The 18,088-nt window shown below is 48.9% G+C and carries 16 protein-coding genes and 1 rRNA gene; 9 read left to right on the plus strand and 8 right to left on the minus strand.

Features of this window, described 5'->3' with window-relative positions:
* Positions 1-146: 146 nt before the first annotated feature.
* A 5S ribosomal RNA gene (gene rrf, locus AC6IB1_RS05395) occupies positions 147-262 on the plus strand.
* A gap of 190 nt (positions 263-452) precedes the next feature.
* A complete protein-coding gene (locus AC6IB1_RS05400) occupies positions 453-1,292 on the plus strand; it encodes an endonuclease/exonuclease/phosphatase family protein (RefSeq protein WP_497568125.1) in 840 nt (279 codons plus the stop codon).
* Between the two features lie 39 nt (positions 1,293-1,331).
* On the opposite strand, the gene focA is transcribed toward AC6IB1_RS05400, so the two are convergent.
* Complete coding sequence (gene focA / locus AC6IB1_RS05405; protein ID WP_497568126.1) at positions 1,332-2,789, minus strand: formate transporter FocA; 1,458 nt, start codon at positions 2,787-2,789, stop codon at positions 1,332-1,334.
* A 219-nt stretch (positions 2,790-3,008) separates the two neighbouring features.
* On the opposite strand from focA, the gene AC6IB1_RS05410 reads away from it, so the two are divergent.
* Entirely contained in the window at positions 3,009-3,914 is a 906-nt protein-coding gene (locus tag AC6IB1_RS05410; RefSeq protein ID WP_040529334.1) for a LysR substrate-binding domain-containing protein, read from the plus strand.
* 59 nt (positions 3,915-3,973) lie between these two features.
* Here AC6IB1_RS05410 and AC6IB1_RS05415 read toward each other — a convergent pair whose 3' ends face one another.
* Together AC6IB1_RS05415 and gloB are read right to left on the minus strand one after the other, a co-directional pair.
* Positions 3,974-5,545 carry a LysM peptidoglycan-binding domain-containing protein gene (locus tag AC6IB1_RS05415; protein WP_497568127.1) on the minus strand — a complete coding sequence of 524 codons (1,572 nt, stop codon included), beginning with the start codon at positions 5,543-5,545 and terminating at the stop codon, positions 3,974-3,976.
* A 73-nt stretch (positions 5,546-5,618) separates the two neighbouring features.
* Positions 5,619-6,377 carry a hydroxyacylglutathione hydrolase gene (gene gloB, locus AC6IB1_RS05420; RefSeq protein ID WP_497568128.1) on the minus strand — a complete coding sequence of 253 codons (759 nt, stop codon included), beginning with the start codon at positions 6,375-6,377 and terminating at the stop codon, positions 5,619-5,621.
* A 32-nt stretch (positions 6,378-6,409) separates the two neighbouring features.
* Here gloB and AC6IB1_RS05425 point away from each other — a divergent pair, with 32 nt between their 5' ends.
* Positions 6,410-7,138 (plus strand): methyltransferase domain-containing protein, encoded by a 729-nt coding sequence (locus AC6IB1_RS05425; RefSeq protein WP_497568129.1) that lies wholly within the window; start codon positions 6,410-6,412, stop codon positions 7,136-7,138.
* A gap of 28 nt (positions 7,139-7,166) precedes the next feature.
* Here the strand turns inward: AC6IB1_RS05425 and rnhA are convergent, their stop codons facing one another.
* Positions 7,167-7,634, minus strand: coding sequence for a ribonuclease HI (rnhA, locus tag AC6IB1_RS05430; protein ID WP_497568130.1), 468 nt, complete (start codon positions 7,632-7,634; stop codon positions 7,167-7,169).
* 51 nt (positions 7,635-7,685) lie between these two features.
* Here rnhA and dnaQ point away from each other — a divergent pair, with 51 nt between their 5' ends.
* Together dnaQ and AC6IB1_RS05440 are read left to right on the plus strand one after the other, a co-directional pair.
* Positions 7,686-8,429 (plus strand): DNA polymerase III subunit epsilon, encoded by a 744-nt coding sequence (gene dnaQ, locus AC6IB1_RS05435; protein WP_497568131.1) that lies wholly within the window; start codon positions 7,686-7,688, stop codon positions 8,427-8,429.
* Positions 8,426-9,709 carry a TIGR03503 family protein gene (locus AC6IB1_RS05440; RefSeq protein WP_497568132.1) on the plus strand — a complete coding sequence of 428 codons (1,284 nt, stop codon included), beginning with the start codon at positions 8,426-8,428 and terminating at the stop codon, positions 9,707-9,709. The genes dnaQ and AC6IB1_RS05440 overlap by 4 nt, the downstream gene beginning before the upstream one ends.
* 69 nt (positions 9,710-9,778) lie before the next feature.
* Here the strand turns inward: AC6IB1_RS05440 and fadE are convergent, their stop codons facing one another.
* Entirely contained in the window at positions 9,779-12,229 is a 2,451-nt protein-coding gene (gene fadE / locus AC6IB1_RS05445; RefSeq protein ID WP_497568133.1) for an acyl-CoA dehydrogenase FadE, read from the minus strand.
* A gap of 324 nt (positions 12,230-12,553) precedes the next feature.
* On the opposite strand from fadE, the gene lpcA reads away from it, so the two are divergent.
* Both lpcA and AC6IB1_RS05455 read left to right on the plus strand, forming a co-directional pair.
* Positions 12,554-13,138: a D-sedoheptulose 7-phosphate isomerase gene (lpcA, locus tag AC6IB1_RS05450; RefSeq protein ID WP_005506804.1), complete on the plus strand. Its 585-nt coding sequence runs from the start codon at positions 12,554-12,556 to the stop codon at positions 13,136-13,138.
* 9 nt (positions 13,139-13,147) lie between these two features.
* Positions 13,148-13,969 carry a class II glutamine amidotransferase gene (locus AC6IB1_RS05455; protein WP_497568134.1) on the plus strand — a complete coding sequence of 274 codons (822 nt, stop codon included), beginning with the start codon at positions 13,148-13,150 and terminating at the stop codon, positions 13,967-13,969.
* Positions 13,970-14,052: 83 nt separating this feature from the next.
* Here AC6IB1_RS05455 and purN read toward each other — a convergent pair whose 3' ends face one another.
* Complete coding sequence (gene purN / locus AC6IB1_RS05460; RefSeq protein WP_497568135.1) at positions 14,053-14,688, minus strand: phosphoribosylglycinamide formyltransferase; 636 nt, start codon at positions 14,686-14,688, stop codon at positions 14,053-14,055.
* A gap of 2 nt (positions 14,689-14,690) precedes the next feature.
* Complete coding sequence (gene purM / locus AC6IB1_RS05465; protein WP_497568136.1) at positions 14,691-15,734, minus strand: phosphoribosylformylglycinamidine cyclo-ligase; 1,044 nt, start codon at positions 15,732-15,734, stop codon at positions 14,691-14,693.
* 191 nt (positions 15,735-15,925) lie between these two features.
* On the opposite strand from purM, the gene upp reads away from it, so the two are divergent.
* Complete coding sequence (upp, locus tag AC6IB1_RS05470) at positions 15,926-16,552, plus strand: uracil phosphoribosyltransferase (protein WP_005506791.1); 627 nt, start codon at positions 15,926-15,928, stop codon at positions 16,550-16,552.
* Positions 16,553-16,614: 62 nt separating this feature from the next.
* On the opposite strand, the gene AC6IB1_RS05475 is transcribed toward upp, so the two are convergent.
* Positions 16,615-17,856 (minus strand): uracil-xanthine permease family protein, encoded by a 1,242-nt coding sequence (locus AC6IB1_RS05475; protein WP_497568137.1) that lies wholly within the window; start codon positions 17,854-17,856, stop codon positions 16,615-16,617.
* Positions 17,857-18,088: the final 232 nt, after the last annotated feature.

Genomic DNA, 18,088 nt, shown 5'->3' on the forward strand with positions numbered 1-18,088 from the left:
TTTGGCGGACTCAAACAGAACATTGAATGTGTTGAGAACAGACAGCTTTCCAAGATTTAAGGAAGGAATTTATCAAATACATCCGTGTATTTGACCCTGACGGGCCGCACTGAGGTGCGTTAAATTTTGTTCCTGACAAAATTTTGCTTGGCGACCATAGCGCTTTGGACCCACCTGACTCCATGCCGAACTCAGAAGTGAAACAGAGCAGCGCCGATGGTAGTGTGGGGTCTCCCCATGTGAGAGTAGGACATCGCCAGGCGTCTAATTTTCTTTCACTTTTTGAAAAAGTGAAGACAAAAAGTACGTCGAAAAGGCCATCCGAAAGGATGGCCTTTTTGTGTTAAGTACATTGAAAAATTTGACGGAAGATACGCTGTCCCGGATGGCCGTTTGTGTGTATTCTTCCCTGACTTTGCCTGTTAAATAAATACCGAGCGGCCGATTGCATAATGAAACGATTACGTAATCTCTGGGTTATTCTCTGCTTAGCCTTTTTTGTTTGCGGTATCGCGTTTACTTATTTTTTTATTGATGTTCCTGATTCTCCACAACTTGCCTCGACCCATGGGCATGGGAAAGTGAGATGTCATGATTACCAGGATGCTTCTGTTATTGATGCATCAATGCCATTGAATATTGCTGTCTGGAATATTTATAAGCAGCAATTGGATGGTTGGGATACCGAATTGAAATCGCTGGCTGCAGAAAATGAGGTGATTTTACTTCAAGAAGCACAGAGTAGGCCTGAAATGATCTCGTATATTGAGCAGGGCGGATGGCACAGTAACCAAGCCTATGCCTTTGCAATTAATGGCGAGATAGCGGGAGTAATGACACTTTCTAAGGTTAAGCCGCAAACCGTTTGTGCTTACACCAAGATTGAGCCATATCTGCGTTTGCCAAAAAGTGCACTTTACAGTGCTTTCAAACTGTCGAATGGTGAGATTTTGTCAGTGATTAATCTGCACAGTATCAACTTTACTTATGGTGTCAAAGACTATTCTGAGCAGTTGGATGCCTTAGTTGAGGCTGTCAAGTCACTAGAAGGTCCCTTGATCGTTGCTGGTGATTTGAATACCTGGAGCGATGAAAGACTGTCAGTAGTAAAGACTAAACTTGGCACATTAGGGTTATTGGAAGCTCGTTTCCAACCGGATCAACGACTGAGGGTTTTCAATCATCCTCTGGATCATCTTTTTTACCGCGGCATGCGGTTGGAAAGCGCGAGGTCATTAGCAACAGATGCGTCTGATCATGCAAAGATTGAAGCAAGACTTGTCTTTGAATAGAAGAAAAGGAAGGCAGCGAATAACGCTGCCTTTTTGAGGTTAGATAGCTCTCGACATTTCGTTGGAAACGTCAGCCATATTGTATAGGGGGCGCATCGCCTTAAGCACATCTGAACGGGATATCACACCAACCAGACGATCATTCTCAAGCACTGGCAGGATGTGAGGCTTACTGATTTTTGCTTCACGTACCCGCTCTTTCAGTGGCTTATAAGAAAGGCCGGTTGCGATGCCCATGTCCGATACCGGGTACGCTGTTTCTCTGTCGACCACCAGAAACTCTGCAACGTCCACCAAGCTGTCATTGCTGCTTAATGCAGTGACTTTCCCGTTCATAAGGTCGCCAACGCATTGTGATGCATCAGGTAGGTAATCCTCACACCATAGGTTCACCATCACATCATGGACAGAGAAGAAACCGATCACATGTTTCTGGCTATCACAAACCGGTGCCCCAGTTAGTTGATTGGAAAGCAAGACATCAATAGCATCTACGGTGCGATCACTGGCTTTCAGGACGATGGGAGTGGTATTCATCAAGTCTTTTACTTTTATACTATTCATCATAGTGGAATCCTTACTTGCTTCGTGAAGTGTCACTGGCGAGTTGACAGCTTGCATATCTGGCTGTTGTAGTTGTTTTCTATAAATTCCCCAGTTGGCGAGTCCAACCAGGACGGCACCGCCTACAATGTTGCCGAGTGTCACTGGAACAAGGTTATTGGTGATAAAGTGGGACACAGTGAGATCGCTATACGCCGACGCTTCCACACCTAGTTGCATCCAGAACGCGTCAGGCGAGGTGTGGGCAATGACGATGCCTAAAGGCACCATAAACATGTTTGCTATGCTGTGCTCAAACCCGCTTGATACAAACATCGCTACTGGCAACATGGTCATGACAGCTTTCACTGCAGGGTTTGCTGAGCAAAAAGTTAACCAAATGGCAGTGCATACCAAGATGTTACAGAGTACGCCCAGAGTGAACGCTTCAAGCCAGGTATGATGCAATTTGTGTTGGGCGATATTCAGTACGTTTAATCCCCATTGGCCACCATCAAGCTGATATAGTCCAGCTGCTGCTACTAATATCATTATGATCATCGCACCGATAAAGTTACCGACATAGACTTTGCCCCAGGTACTGAAAAGTTTAGTGATGCCAACCTGGTTATTGGCCCAACAAATGCTGGAAAGCACAGTACTGGTAAACAGCTCGCCTTCAAAAATAACGATCAGTATCAACCCCATGCTAAAGGCTAGCCCACCAATTAGACGGTTAGTGCCCCAATTGGCAGTGTCATTGCCAGTTGTTACTGTGATGTAAAACATAAATGCAAGGCCGATAAAGGCGCCTGCCAGCACGGCCAGACTGATGGTTGCACTACTGCGTTTACTGATTTTTTTCAGTGCATACCTTTCAGCCTCAGACATCATTTCGGCTGCGGAAAATCCTTTTACTGAGACGAAGTGGTGATCAGAATACGCGGTTGACATCGCTTCCCCTCCTGTTTTGTTTCATAGTGTATTCCTTCTTTTGTGAGGCAGGCGAAATACCTAGCTTCCTTTTAAGACTAAATGAGGGTACGCCATGTAGTACAATTGATAATCCTTTGTTTTGTATTCAGTTTTATTGATGATTTTTTTAGAGTGAGTACAATAAATCCATAATAATAAAGAGGTTTAACGTTCGCTGCTTTTCCGGGGAGGGAAGTGATGCGCTATTCACTTAAGCAGTTGGCAGTTTTTGATGCCGTGGCTGATTGTGGCAGTGTCAGTCAGGCTGCAGATATGTTGTCTTTGACCCAATCAGCGACCAGTATGTCTTTGTCACAACTGGAGAAAATGTTAGGAAGGCCTCTTTTTGAACGAAAAGGAAAGCGCCTTATCCTGACACATTGGGGATCCTGGCTGCGCCCAAAGGCTAAACGGCTGCTCCGGGACGCCAAACAAATTGAGCTGGGCTTTTACGACCAGCATTTGTTGAGTGGGGAGATCCGGCTAGGGGCGAGCCAAACCCCTGCCGAGCACTTGGTTCCAGACCTTATCAGTATTATTGATAATGATTTTCCAGAAATTCGAATTTCCCTGAAAGTGCACAGTACCAGTTCTATCATCCAAGGTGTGTTGGACTACCGTTATGATCTGGGGATTATCGAGGGACGTGTTGATGATTGCCGTCTGCATCAAGAACCTTGGTGTACTGATCATCTTACTATTGTTGCGGCTGCCCACCATCCTTTTGCCAAATGTGAGCGCGTGAGTATGGCGCAATTGGAGCAGGCGAAGTGGATCCTCCGCGAGCATGGATCGGGGACGCGGATGGCATTTGAAAGGGCTATCGCAGGACATATTGCTGATCTGGATGTGTGGCGGGAGTATGAGCATGTTCCGGTAATTCGCAGCTTAGTTGCTCATGGACAATATCTGACGTGTCTCCCCTATTTGGAGGTGGAGCGATATATTGATAATGGTAAATTGGTAGCGCTGACGGTGCCAGACTTGGATATTTCCCGTTCACTCTCTTTTGTTTGGCGGGCGGACATGGCAGAAAATCCATTGGTAGATTGTTTTAAGCGAGAAGGGATTCGCATGATGAAACGCCATCCGATGGTAATGTAAACCGACAAATAAAAAAGCGCACGGTGAATACACTGTGCGCTTTTTCAGAAGTAAGAAGGTTATGCGCTGACTTTCGTCACGTCGATATGCAGCTTCAGTGTTTGCCCAGGTTGTATATAAGAGTTCTTCTTCAGCGAATTCCATTTCACCAAATCGGAAACGGATACCTTGTAACGCGCAGCAATACCACTCAGTGAGTCACCTTCACGGATTTGGTAAACAACTGTACGGATACGTGCGTTTTCCTCTGCTTTTTTCCAAATGACCAGATCTTGGCCTGTTCGCAGTGGATCTTTCGGTGCCATCCCGTTCCAGTGTGCTAGAGAGGCGTGGGACACGCCATGTTTCCTAGCGATAGACCATAAACTGTCACCTTTTTGTACCGTGTGAGTGAGTTTGATGTCACCACGTTTTTGGCTGGTCAGTTTAGCCAAACGCTGGGGAGCGCTCAGCGTATACAGACTTTCATCTTCAAGCGATGTTGGAATAAGTAGGTGCTCGTCAACACGAATATTGCTTCCATCTATGCTATTGGCACGTTGTATCATTTTGACGGTTGTATTATGGCGCTGGGCAATCAGGCCCAGAGAATCACCGCGTTTAACTTTGTACCGAGTCACTTTGATGCCTTGGTTATTATTTTCAGCAAGGTTATTGTTAAAACGTGTGACACTTTCTTTCGGCAGTAGCAGATGGTTTGCCCCTTCCGGCGCTGTCGCCCAATGGTTGTAACCTGGATTCAGGTTTTGGAGCTCAGATAAGGTGAGCCCAGCATAGTTTGCTGCCAGTGCCAAATCCATCTGCACACCGGGTTCCACCAGTTCAACAACGGGCTTATTCGCAATAGCGGGTAATGCTACCCCGTAGCGCTTTTGATTTCTTATCACATCGGCGATAGCAAGCAGCTTTGGCACATAGCCGCTGGTTTCTTTTGGCAATGAGAGAGACCAGAAATCGGTAGGTAGACCTTTGGCTTTGTTGTTTCTAATTGCACGGAAAACCCGACCTTCTCCTGTGTTATAAGCGGCTAAGGCGTGAAGCCAGTCACCATCAAATTTTTTGTGAAGGTATTCCAATAAATCCAATGCAGCATCGGTAGATGCAACAACATCGCGGCGACCGTCATACCACCAGTTTTGATCCAAACCGAAACGTCGACCGGTATCAGGTACAAATTGCCATAGGCCCGCAGCTCTTCCGTGAGAATAGGCAAACTGGTCGAAAGCACTCTCTACTATAGGTAGCAAAGCAATTTCTAGAGGAATACCTCTCGCTTCCACTTTTTCGGTAATGAGGAAGAGAAAAGGCTCAGCACGCTCCGCCACAATCTTCATATGTTGCGGGTGCTTCAAATACCAATTTCGGTAGTGTTTCACACGCTCATTCTCAGGAATTTCCATCTTTAGCTGGATGGCAATCCGCTCCCAAACATTTTCTAGCGCCTGTGGGTTTATGGCTGGCACAACCTCCTTGACATGGTCAGTACTGACAGTTGTTTGCATACTGTCAGTTGTGAGAAGAGCTTTTGTTTGTTGCTTTTGTGTATTAGTCGTGGTCGCGACATCACTTTGGCCGGTAATTTGGCATCCTGCGATAAACATCGATCCTGCTAACACGTAACGGAACATCATCACTCTCTGCACTATCAAAAAAAACGGTCAAATATTATACACAATACAAATTCTCACTAACAAGTGGTTTGTATCAAAATTCATCTTTCCAGCGTCTGAGTGCGGCAAATGTTTCGGTATCTGTTAGGTCACTCGCGCGCTGAACTACGGCGTCTTTGACACTGTCGATATGAGATCGGAGAAATGGGTTTATACGCTTTTCCAGGCCAATAGAGCTGGGCAGTGTTGGCTGATTTTTCGCCCTAACTTTCTTTGCATCAATAACATAATCATTAAGTGCAATATTGTTAGGTTCCACAGCTTGGGCAAATTCCAGGTTAGATAGTGTGTATTCATGTGCACAAAACACCTGTGTATCGTCCGGTAGGGAAGCCAGGCGAATCAGGGATTGGTACATTTGCGTCGGTGTACCTTCAAACAGCCTGCCACAACCGCCAGAGAATAGGGTGTCGCCACTGAACAGTATTCCTTCTGCGTAATAGGCTATATGGTCGAGAGTGTGCCCTGGAACCTGAATGGTAGTGAAGAGGGTATTGAACAAGGTAAAACGGTCTCCATCTTTCAACGGATGGGTAACCATAGAAAAGCGATCACTATCAGGGCCGTAAATTGTCAGGTCAGGAAACGCTTCTTGCAGTTGTTGAATACCGCCGATGTGGTCATGATGATGGTGGGTTACCAGTACGCCGTCTAGTGTTAATTCCATTTGGTTCAAGGTTGACAAAACTGGCGCGGCATCGCCTGGGTCGACGACAACACAGTGATTGTCATCATTTTTTAGTAGCCAGATGTAATTGTCATTGAATGCAGGTATGCTTGTTACAGATAGCATTGAATTTCTCCAGCTATAACTTAAAAAATACTATGAAGCCAGCACGCAGCCAACGCCCACTGGAATACCCTTATACGTGGGACCAATTCGCACACGGCGAGTGGGTTTGCACGCATATACAAACGCGTCTGGATGAATGGTTGCCCCGCCTTTTTGGTTACCACATGCTAAAGCTAGGTGGCCTTAGCTGTGAGCTTGTGACTGGGCATTGTAACATCCAGCATCAGGTCTGTATTGACAAGCTCAACCCTCTGCGCAATATGGAGGCCGATAACTACGATCTGCCATTTGTAGACAAAGCGTTCGATGTTTGCGTGTTGGCTAACCAGCTTGATTACACCAATGATCCCCATCGGCTGTTGCGTGAGATTGACAGAGTCATGATAGACGATGGTTACCTGATCCTCTCAGGAGTAAATCCCAGTAGTTTGATGGGGATCGGCCGTTTAATCCCTTGGCGTAAGAATAAGTTGCCCTGGAATGGCAGAATGTTCACACCATTTCGGATCAGGGACTGGCTGAGTCTATTGAACTATGAAATTGTCGACACGTCCTGCTTTGGGCTACTCCCTGCTACGCGTCACCGAACCTGTGGAGTGTGGTTTGAAAACGCGTGCTCGGAATTGCTGCCGGTCATCGGGTCGTTGTACTTTATCGTCGCCCGTAAACGCACTTACCCATTGAAACCCATTAAACCGAAATGGAAGCTTAAGAAGCAGTTATCGCCGGTTAGCCTGAATTATCGCGTCGGTGACAACTAAAGCGGGATTATACGGTTCATTGATCTATTCAGGTGTCCGGTTGGTAACCGGTGTCGGTTCCTACCGGGTTTTCCGCCGCCGATCTTGCCAATTCATCACAACGTTCATTTTCAGGATGACCTGCATGCCCTTTCACCCATTGCCAGTCGATAGTGTGGCGTTGGGTTTCGCGGTCAAGGCGTTGCCAAAGATCTGCATTTTTCACCGGTTTTTTATCCGCCGTCTTCCAGCCACGTTTTTTCCAGTTGTGTATCCACTGGGTGATCCCCTGACGCACATACTGGCTGTCGGTTGTCAGGGTGACGTTGCAGGATTCTTTCAGGCTAGCTAAACCTACAATCGCCGCCAGCAACTCCATCCGGTTATTGGTGGTGAGCGAGAAGCCTTCGCTTAGCTCTTTTTCGTGTTGTTTGTAACGCATAACAACCCCATAACCACCGGGACCAGGATTCCCAAGACAAGATCCATCCGTGAAAATTTCTACCTGCTTGACCATATTTGTTAGTATCTGTGGAAATTAATCGCTAAGTCTGACACAAGTGCCGCTATGAAAGCCAGTTACGACAGAATTATCGTTCTCGATACCGAAACCACGGGTATGAACCGTGAAGGTGGTCCGCATTACGAAGGGCACCGCATCATAGAAATTGGAGCGGTGGAAATCATTAACCGCAAACTGACCGGTCGTCATTTTCACGTCTATATCAAACCTGACAGAGAGATCGATCCGGAAGCGATCTCCGTTCACGGTATCACCGATGAGTTTTTGCAGGACAAACCGTCCTATGCCGATATTCATGCGGAGTTTCTGGAATTCATCAAAGGGGCTGAGCTTGTTGCCCACAATGCGCCCTTCGATACCGGCTTTATGGACTATGAGTTCCAGATGCTGGACCCCTCTATCGGTAAAACAGGTGACTTCTGCAAGGTGACCGATACCCTTGCCATGGCGAAGAAAATCTTCCCAGGCAAGCGAAACAACCTGGATGTGCTCTGTGAACGCTATGGCATAGATAACTCGCACCGTACGCTTCACGGCGCATTGCTCGATGCCGAGATCCTGGCCGATGTTTACCTGTTGATGACAGGTGGCCAGACTACGCTCAAATTTGGCGGCAGCGAATCAAGCGATCAGGATAGCGGGGGAGAAACCATCCGCCGTATTGAAGCTGGCACGAAAAAACTAAAGATTATCCGGGCTTCTGCCGATGAACTTAAAGAACATGAAGCGCAGCTGGATGTCATTGAAAAGAAAGGCAGCAGCCTTTGGAGGCAACAGGAGAGTGTATGAAAACAAGGTGGGCTGGGTTTCTGCTCATGATGCTGACGGCGTTCAATGCCGTTGCGGAGCAGACATCGAATCGTGATATCCGGTTGTTGGACAACCGTTTCCGCATCGATTCCACCATCACCCAGGTCGCGTTTGTTATCTACCGTAAAAATCCCAGCAGACCGGTCATTCTTGTTCAGCCAGATGGCTCCAAGCTCTATGCATGGCGCCATCCAGATAATGTCTCCTGGCATCAGGAAGCGGATATGGACATTGTATCGGTAATGAATCCAATGCCTGGTCCCTGGCAAGCGATAGGCCGGGTTACGCCCGAAAATAAAATCCGTATCCTCTCTGAACTCAGCATGAAGGTTGATACCTTTCCGGATAGACTTTATCAGGGCGAATCCCTCAAATTCACTGCCCGTTTGATGCAGGGGGATAAGCCACTCAATCTCCGCGACTTTCTTGATCGTGTGGAACTGACGGTTACATTCACTGAGTACCTGGAAAGTGTTGAGGACATTCCTGTCGACCAGCGTCCGCAATCAGTCTCTTTGGGGCAGTTTAAAGATGATGGTGCCGGACTGGATGAATATGCTGGTGATGGCGTGTTTACTGTTGAATTGCCTATCAATGTGCCTCCCGGTAAGTACCGGGCCCGGGTGACATCCGGTAATGGGGTGTTTTTCCGCACCCTTGAACAGGAAGTGTTGGTCTATCCCACGCCACTGATGGCCACGTTCAAACAGAGCCGTAAGAAAGCCCTGCCGCATAACTTGCTGGTGGAGTCTGATATTGCGAGCGTTGAGCCAGGATCGATTGCGATCCATTCCGAATTTACCGATCCCAAAGGGAAAGCTTCCGTTTATCAGGGCGTGGTGAACGGTGAAAACGCTGCATTGACGCTCGATATCGACAACTTTGAAGAGCCCGGCCGTCATAAATGGCATGCCTGGATTTACGGCACAGAAAAGCTGTCCGGCCGTCCTTTGACGTTCCATCTGCCAGAGCAGACGTTTGCCGTTGCTGATTATGAAGCCATTGAGCAGGCCAAGCAGGAACGTGAGGCGCGTGAAGCTGAAAGGAAGCGTATTGAAGATGAACGCATTGCGGCAGAAAAGCGCGAGGCAGATCGCAAGATGGCGCTGATCACCATTATTGGCGGCAACATTCTCTTGCTGGTGCTTGCCATTGCTGGTTGGTTTGTGGTGCGTATACTTAAACGTAAAAAGCTGGCGACAGAAACCGAAGAAGCGCTGGAAGCGCCACCTCCTGAAGATCCGGATAAAGCGACATAATGCGTGACGGCTAAAGACAAAAAAGGAGAAGCACCTGGCTTCTCCTTTTTGCGTTTAGTGCACTTTGTTTTAAGCCGCGTGAACGACTTTGTCCAGAGTATGGCTTGCGGCGGCAAGTTCCGCTGGGTCAAAATCATCAACGTTAATGGTTTCGAGGCGGCCTTCTTCCGCAATACGGAGGAGCTCGGCCTCTTTCTCGGAGATAGCTCCTTCACGAAGGCCTATGTCTGCCACCTTGTTGAGAAACATAAAGGGCAGTTTCTGGCCGGTCGCCTGACATACTTTTTGGTAGATAGGCTCTGCGGCCAGAATATCCAGCAAGGCTTTTTCAATCTTACCTACTGGGTTGTGTTCTGACGCCTCCAGGAACTGACCACGGCCAATACGGTTGCGGGTGTCGCCTGGCGTTTGCAGGATTGCCGCGACTTTTCCATCCAGTGAATCACTGGGTTTGGTGCGACGGATGCCAAACGGGAACAGTAAAACGCGAAGCGGCGTAGCAACCCAGCGTGTCGGGAAGTTGGCAAGAAAGTCATCCAGTGCTTCTTCAGCCTGATACATCGCATCTTGCATTCCCCAGTGAACCAGCGGCAGGTCCGCTTTCTGGTATCCTTCATCCGCATAGCGCTTCATGGTTGCAGAAGCCAGGTATAGCTGGCTCAGCACGTCACCCAAACGTGCAGACAGGCGTTCTTTCCTCTTCAGGTTTCCACCCAAGACAGCCATCGAGACGTCAGCAAGCAGGGCAAGGTTTGATGAATAGCGGTTCATTTGCTGGTAGTAACGGGCTGTTTCATCTTTGCGTGGCACGTAGGACGTGCGGCCGTCGGTCAGGCCGAGCCACACTGAGCGCACCAGGTTGCTGATAACAAAACCGACGTGGCCAAACAATGCCTGGTCGAATGCAGCCAGTGCTTCTTGTTCATTGTCTTCGTAAGCGGCATTCATTTCTTCTAGCACGAATGGGTGACAGCGGATCGCACCCTGACCGAAGATAATCATTGAGCGGGTCAGAATATTCGCCCCTTCTACTGTGATCGCGATAGGGGCACCCTGGTAAGCACGGGCGAGGAAATTTTTCGGTCCTAGACAGATCCCTTTGCCGCCGACAACGTCCATGGCATCAATCACGCCACGTTGGCCGCGGTGGGTACAATGATATTTCACGATAGCTGAAATCACGGAGGGCTTTTCGCCCAAATCGATGCCTGCGACTGTCAATGCACTGGCGGCATCCATCACGTAAGCATTCCCGCCAATACGTGCCAGCGGCTCCTCAATCCCTTCCATCTTACCGATAGGCAGTTTGAACTGGCGACGGATACGCGCGTAGGCACCGGTTGCCAAGGCTGCCGTTTTCAGGCCACCGGTTGAGTTGGAAGGCAGGGTAATACCACGGCCAACAGACAGGCATTCCACCAGCATACGCCAGCCTTGGCCTGCCATATCAGGACCACCAATGATGAAATCGAGCGGTACAAAGATATTCTCACCGCGGGTGGGACCATTCTGGAAAGGCAGGTTTAGCGGGGAGTGACGGCGGCCAATATCTACACCCTCAATATCAGTTGGGATCAGGGCGCAGGTAATGCCGATATCTTGTTTGTCACCCAGCAGACCATCTGGATCTTTCAGTTTGAATGCCAGGCCCAATACTGTGGCGACCGGTGCCAGGGTGATATAGCGCTTGTTCCAGGTAATTGACATCCCAAGCACTTCTTTACCTTGCCACATGCCTTTGGTCACAATCCCTTCATCCGGGATGGAACCTGCATCCGACCCTGCTTCCGGACTGGTGAGGGCGAAACAGGGAATTTCCAGGCCATTGGCGAGGCGGGGCAGGTAATAGTCTTTTTGATCTTGGGTGCCATAGTGTTGCAGCAGCTCACCCGGACCCAGACTGTTTGGCACGCCGACAGTTGACGAAAGCACACCGGACACACCGGTCAATTTTTGCAGCACCAGCGATTGCGCGTAGGCAGAGAACTCCAGACCACCGTATTCTTTCTTGATGATCATGGCGAAGAATTTGTTGTCTTTCAGATATTGCCAAACTTCAGGGGGAAGATCTGCGAGTTCATGGGTGACATGGTAGTCATTGACCATCCGGCACACTTCGTTAACGGGACCATCAAGGAAAGCGCGCTCTTCTGCACTGAGACGCGGTGCGGGAATATCATGCAGCTTGTTCCAGTCAGGCGCACCACGGAAAAGGTCGGCTTCCCACCAGACGGTACCGGCATCAATGGCTTCTTTTTCTGTCTGGGACATCTCCGGCATTACGCGTTTAAACATTTTCAGTGCCGGTTTACTTAACCAGGACTCACGAAAAGTGCGGACATTCAGTGGAATGGCGATGGCGATAAACACCAGCCAACTGATCTGGCCAACCATGCCCAACACAGAGCCGACGATTAACATCCCCGCTGCAACAGCGGTAAACAGTTTCAAACCAGCACGATGGTACGCCAGTGTCGCCATCAGTGCCAGAAACGTTATCAGGTACAGGGTTGTCGCCATTTTCGGTTCTCCTTTTCCTTCAACCCAACTTTAAATGGTAAGAGGTCATACCACTTAATTGTAAGCAGGTTTTTGCAAAAATGTAAAACGAAAACCGATAAAAGTGTGCGAATCGCTTAATCGGAGCATAGAAAGAAACAGTGTGTGATTTTCAGGCAATTGTTTTTTGGGGAAATCATAAGGTGAGGCAGATTATCGACAGCCTTATTCTTTTACAGGTACACTGCATCTAATTTTTCTGGGCGCTTGCCCTGCAACCTACTCCTCCCCTTTGGTATCTGTTGTATGGTGGGGGAAACAATCAACATAAATAGAGAATTGCCCATGTACCAAGATCTTATACGCTCAGAGCTTAACGAAGCGGCCCAGGTGCTGAATGCCTTTCTAAGTGACGATAAAAATATCGCTGATATTGAAGCGGCGGCGAAGCTGTTGGCCGATTCGTTTAAAGCCGGTGGTAAAGTGCTGTCATGCGGAAATGGTGGTTCACACTGCGATGCAATGCATTTTGCCGAAGAGCTGACTGGCCGTTATCGTGAAAACCGTCCGGGTTACGCGGCAATTGCGATTTCAGACCCCAGTCACCTCTCTTGTGTGTCGAATGATTTTGGTTATGAATACGTGTTCTCACGTTATGTGCAGGCTGTCGGCTCAAAAGGCGATGTGTTGTTTGGCCTGTCTACATCCGGCAACTCAGGCAACGTATTAAAAGCGATTGATGCGGCGAAAGAAAAAGGCATGAAGACCATCATGCTGACCGGTAAAGATGGCGGTAAAATGGCGGGCTTAGCGGATATCGAAATTCGGGTGCCACACTTTGGCTATGCCGACCGTATTCAGGAAGTGCACATCAAGATCATTCACATCCTGATCCAGCTGGTTGAAAAAGAAATGGAACAACAAGGGTAACGTAAAGGGATGTGTGAACTGCTTGGCATGAGTGCCAATGTACCCACCGATATTTGTTTTAGCTTCACCGGCCTGATTCAGCGTGGGGGGAAAACCGGCCCCCACCGTGACGGTTGGGGTATTGTCTTTTATGAGGGCAAAGGGTACCGGACCTTTAAAGATCCTAATCCAAGTTGCGACTCAAAAATTGCTGAGCTGGTTCAGAGTTACCCGATAAAAAGCTGCGCCGTAATCAGCCATATCCGACAGGCCAATCGTGGCGAAGTCAGCCTGGTAAATACCCATCCATTTACCCGGGAGATTTGGGGGCGATACTGGACCTATGCCCACAATGGTCAATTGACCGGGTATGAAGACTTGCCAACGGGACATTTCAAGCCGGTGGGTGAAACGGACAGTGAAAAGGCGTTTTGCTACCTGTTGCATGAGATTGAACGGCACTATCCGGATAAACCGGAAGACATGACGGAGGTGTTCCGGTTTATTGCCAGCCGTTGTGACAAACTCCGTGAACTTGGTGTATTCAACATGCTGTTCAGTGATGGTGATTATGTGATGTCTTATTGCACCAATAACCTCCACTGGATCACCCGTCGTGCGCCGTTTGGAAAAGCGAGCCTGATTGATGAGGAAGTAACGGTTGATTTTCAGGAAGAAACCACGCCCAATGATGTGGTGACAGTGATTGCAACTCAACCTCTGACCAACAATGAAACCTGGCATAAAATGCAGCCCGGTGAGTATTGTGTGTTCCATTTGGGGGAGGTGATTACCTGCAACCGCGCAGATATTGAAGCGCAGGCAGAAAACGCGGTCAGTGGGTCTGCTTAGTCCCCACGCTTCCAGATAATAAAAAACGCGCTTTCACAAAAGGCGCGTTTTTGGATCCAGTGTTGTATCCGGAAAAAAAGGCGTTAATCGGCTGCGTAGCCTGACGGGCCTAAGGTTTCACCATCCAGAATGGCTCGCCCATCAGTCATCTTGAGCCTTTCCTGACAGAACCAGTTAACCACCAGTGGATAGATGCGGTGCTCCTGTTCCTGAACGCGGGCAGACACACTTTCAGAGTCGTCATCATCAAAAATGGGTACCCTGGCCTGAAGGATAACCGGACCACCGTCCAATTCTTCGGTGACGAAATGCACTGATGTTCCGTGTTCCTTATCTCCGGCATCAATAGCACGCTGGTGGGTATTGAGGCCGGTGTATTTTGGCAATAGCGAAGGGTGGATGTTCAGCATTTTTCCTTGATAACGACGGACAAATGCTGGCGTTAGAATCCGCATGAAACCTGCCAGCACAATCAGGTCTGGCATGTATTTATCGATAGCTGCCATCAGCTGACTGTCGTATTGGTTTCGGTCTGGCATTCCTTTGCTGGTAACGAGCACAGCATCAATACCTGCTTCTTTTGCCCGGATCAGGCCGTAGGCATCTTCCTTGTTGGCAATCACAGCGGCAATTTCAACGCCATTTTGTCCATGACAACGATCGATAATCGCCTGTAGGTTGGAGCCGTTGCCAGAAACCAGAACAACCAGCTTTTTCATGGTTACCCCTTGATCTCAACCTGTGCTTCACCGGTTACAGCTTTTTCGATAGAACCCAGCAACCAAGCGTTTTCACCTTCCTGATTTAGGATATCAATCGCTTTTTGCGCTTGCTCCGCCGGTAACGCAATGACAAGGCCAACACCACAGTTGAAGGTACGATACATTTCGTGCTCGGTCACGTTACCGTTCTCCTGTAACCAGTTGAAGATAGCGGGCCATTCCCAGCTGTTACCGTCGATCACTGCTTTGGTGCCGTCAGGGAGAACGCGAGGGATGTTTTCCCAGAAACCGCCACCGGTGATGTGGGAAATAGCATGAACCTCACAGCTTTCCAGCATCTTGAGTACTGGTTTTACATAAATGCGGGTGGGTTCCAGCAGGTGATCAGCCAGAGTTTTGCCTTCGAGTTCTTCACTCACGTCCGTACCGGACACATCGATGATTTTGCGGATTAAACTGTAACCGTTTGAGTGAGGCCCGGAAGACGCCACGGCAATGATGGCATCGCCCTGCGTTACTTTCGAGCCATCGATAATGTCTTCTTTTTCCACCACGCCTACGCAAAAGCCTGCCACGTCGTAATCTTCCCCGTGGTACATACCCGGCATTTCAGCTGTTTCACCGCCGATCAGTGCACAACCTGCTTGCAAACACCCTTCACCGATGCCGGTCACCACGTTAGCGGCAGTATCAACATCCAGTTTGCCCGTTGCATAGTAGTCGAGGAAGAAGAGGGGCTCGGCGCCCTGAACAATCAGGTCGTTGACACACATGGCGACGAGGTCGATACCAATGGTGTCGTGTTTTTTCAGATCCATCGCCAGGCGAAGTTTGGTGCCTACACCGTCAGTACCTGAAACCAGTACTGGCTGTTTGTATTTTGAAGGCAGTTCACAAAGTGCACCGAAACCACCGATACCTCCCATCACTTCAGGACGACGGGTGCGCTTAACAACACCTTTGATTCTGTCGACCAGGGCGTTACCTGCATCGATATCTACACCTGCATCTTTGTAACTTAGAGAAGACTTATTATCGCTCACTGGGGATCCTTACCGAGTTGTGGACTAAAAAGCGGCGACATTTTAACAGTGGTATTTCAAAAAGGAAAACGTTTGCGTTAGGTTCAAAGCGGCGACTTCGGCTGAAAAAGACACAACCCGTTGTCTGTAGCTATTCGATTGGGTTTTCTTGTGTATAATCCCATGAATTTGTTTTTTTTCAGGAGTCTGTCATGAAAGTCGTCGAAGTTAAACACCCGCTGGTAAAACATAAAATCGGCCTTATGCGCGAAGGTGACATCAGTACCAAGCGTTTCCGGGAGTTGGCGACAGAAGTAGGCAGCCTTCTGACCTATGAAGCGACCTCTGATTTTGAAACGGAAAAAGTGACCATTGAAGGCTGGAATGGCCCGGTAGAAATTGATCGTATCAAGGGCAAAAAAGTCACCGTTGTGCCAATTCTGCGAGCGGGTCTTGGTATGATGGATGGTGTGTTGGAGCACATCCCAAGTGCGCGGATCAGTGTGGTGGGGATCTACCGTGACGAGGAAACGCTGGAGCCAGTACCTTACTTCCACAAACTTGCCAGTAATATCAATGAGCGTATGGCGCTGGTTGTTGACCCAATGTTGGCTACCGGTGGATCAATGATTGCAACAATTGATCTGCTGAAAGAGCATGGGTGTGAGCACATTAAGGTGCTGGTACTGGTCGCAGCGCCAGAAGGTATTGAAGCACTGGAAAAAGCGCACCCGGATGTTGAGCTGTATACCGCAGCTATCGATAAGAAACTGAATGATAAAGGTTACATCGTTCCGGGGCTGGGCGATGCAGGCGACAAGATCTTCGGTACCAAATAACCAAGTTAACGATATGGAAAAGGCTTCCAACCGGAAGCCTTTTTTCGTCTCCGCGTAATGCGTTAATCTTCCATCTGTGCGTTGTCGACAACATGGGTTTCGCCTAAGTCGTGCGGCAGGATAAGGTTCAATACAATCGCCACGATACCGCACAGGCTGATGCCTTGAAGGCTGAACTCGCCGATACCAAATGCCATACCGCCAATACCGAACACCAGTGTTACTGCTACAATCGCCAGGTTACGCGCTTTGTGAAGGTCAATCTGGTTTTTGATCAGGGTGTTCAGGCCGACCGTGGCGATAGAACCAAACAGCAGGATCATAATGCCGCCCATTACAGGGACAGGAATGGTTTGTAAAACCGCCCCCAGTTTGCCAACAAAGGCCAGAACAATGGCTGTCACTGCCGCCCAGGTCATGATGGCTGGGTTAAATGCGCGGGTCAGCATCACGGCGCCGGTGACTTCACTATAGGTGGTGTTTGGCGGTGCGCCAAACAGAGAAGCTGCCATGGTGGCTACGCCGTCGCCAGTCATGGTACGGTGAAGCCCGGGCTTTTTCAGGTAGTCTTTGTTAGTAACATGGGAAATCGCCAGCATGTCACCCACGTGCTCTACTGCCGGAGCAATCGCGACTGGGATCATGAACAGGATAGCGTTGATATTGAACTCCGGTACTGTGAAGTTTGGCATGGAAAGCCAGGATGCATTCTGTACTGGCGAAAAGTCCACCACGCCGAAGAAGAGTGCGACCACATACCCTGAAACGATACCCGCCAGAATCGGTACCAGTTTAAAAAAGCCTTTCGCAAACACCGACACCGCAATGGTAGTGATCAGTGATACTGCCGAAATCCAGAGTGCTGCGGAACTGTCAATCAACTGGATGGCACCGTCGCCGGATTTGCCCACTGCCATGTTGACGGCTGCCGGTGCCAGACCCAGACCAATCACCATGATCACCGGGCCAACTACGACCGGTGGCAGTAGCTTATGGATGAAACCAGCACCACGTACTTTAATGATGCTGCCCATCAGAACATACACCGCACCTGCTGCCATGAGCCCGCCCATGGTGGCTGGAATACCCCAGCTTTGGACGCCGTACATGATAGGGGCAATAAAGGCAAAAGAGGATGCGAGGAAAATGGGGACAGAGCGTTTGGTAATCAATTGGAAGAGAAGGGTGCCAATACCGGCACCGAAGAGCGCAACGTTAGGATCAAGTCCCGTAAGCAATGGAACCAGCACTAACGCGCCAAAGGCAACAAATAGCATTTGTGCCCCTTGTAAAACTTGCATCATGACGCACCTTCCTGAAGTTTAAAAAATCGCGGGATACTATCATGGTTTTCAAGGGCATTGCAGTAAGTTGTTACATACAGTCGACGAGAAACACAGACCCCCCCGCTTTCTGTCGAAATAGTGGTGACGCAGTCACAAACACAAGTGAGATGGGGGAGTGGCTCAGCCTTTTGGGGAGATGACGCAATTTCAGTGTTTAGCCATTGCTGACTGTAGGGCTTCACTTTATGAT

The sequence above is a fragment of the Grimontia sp. THUN1695 genome (genome assembly GCF_059704325.2).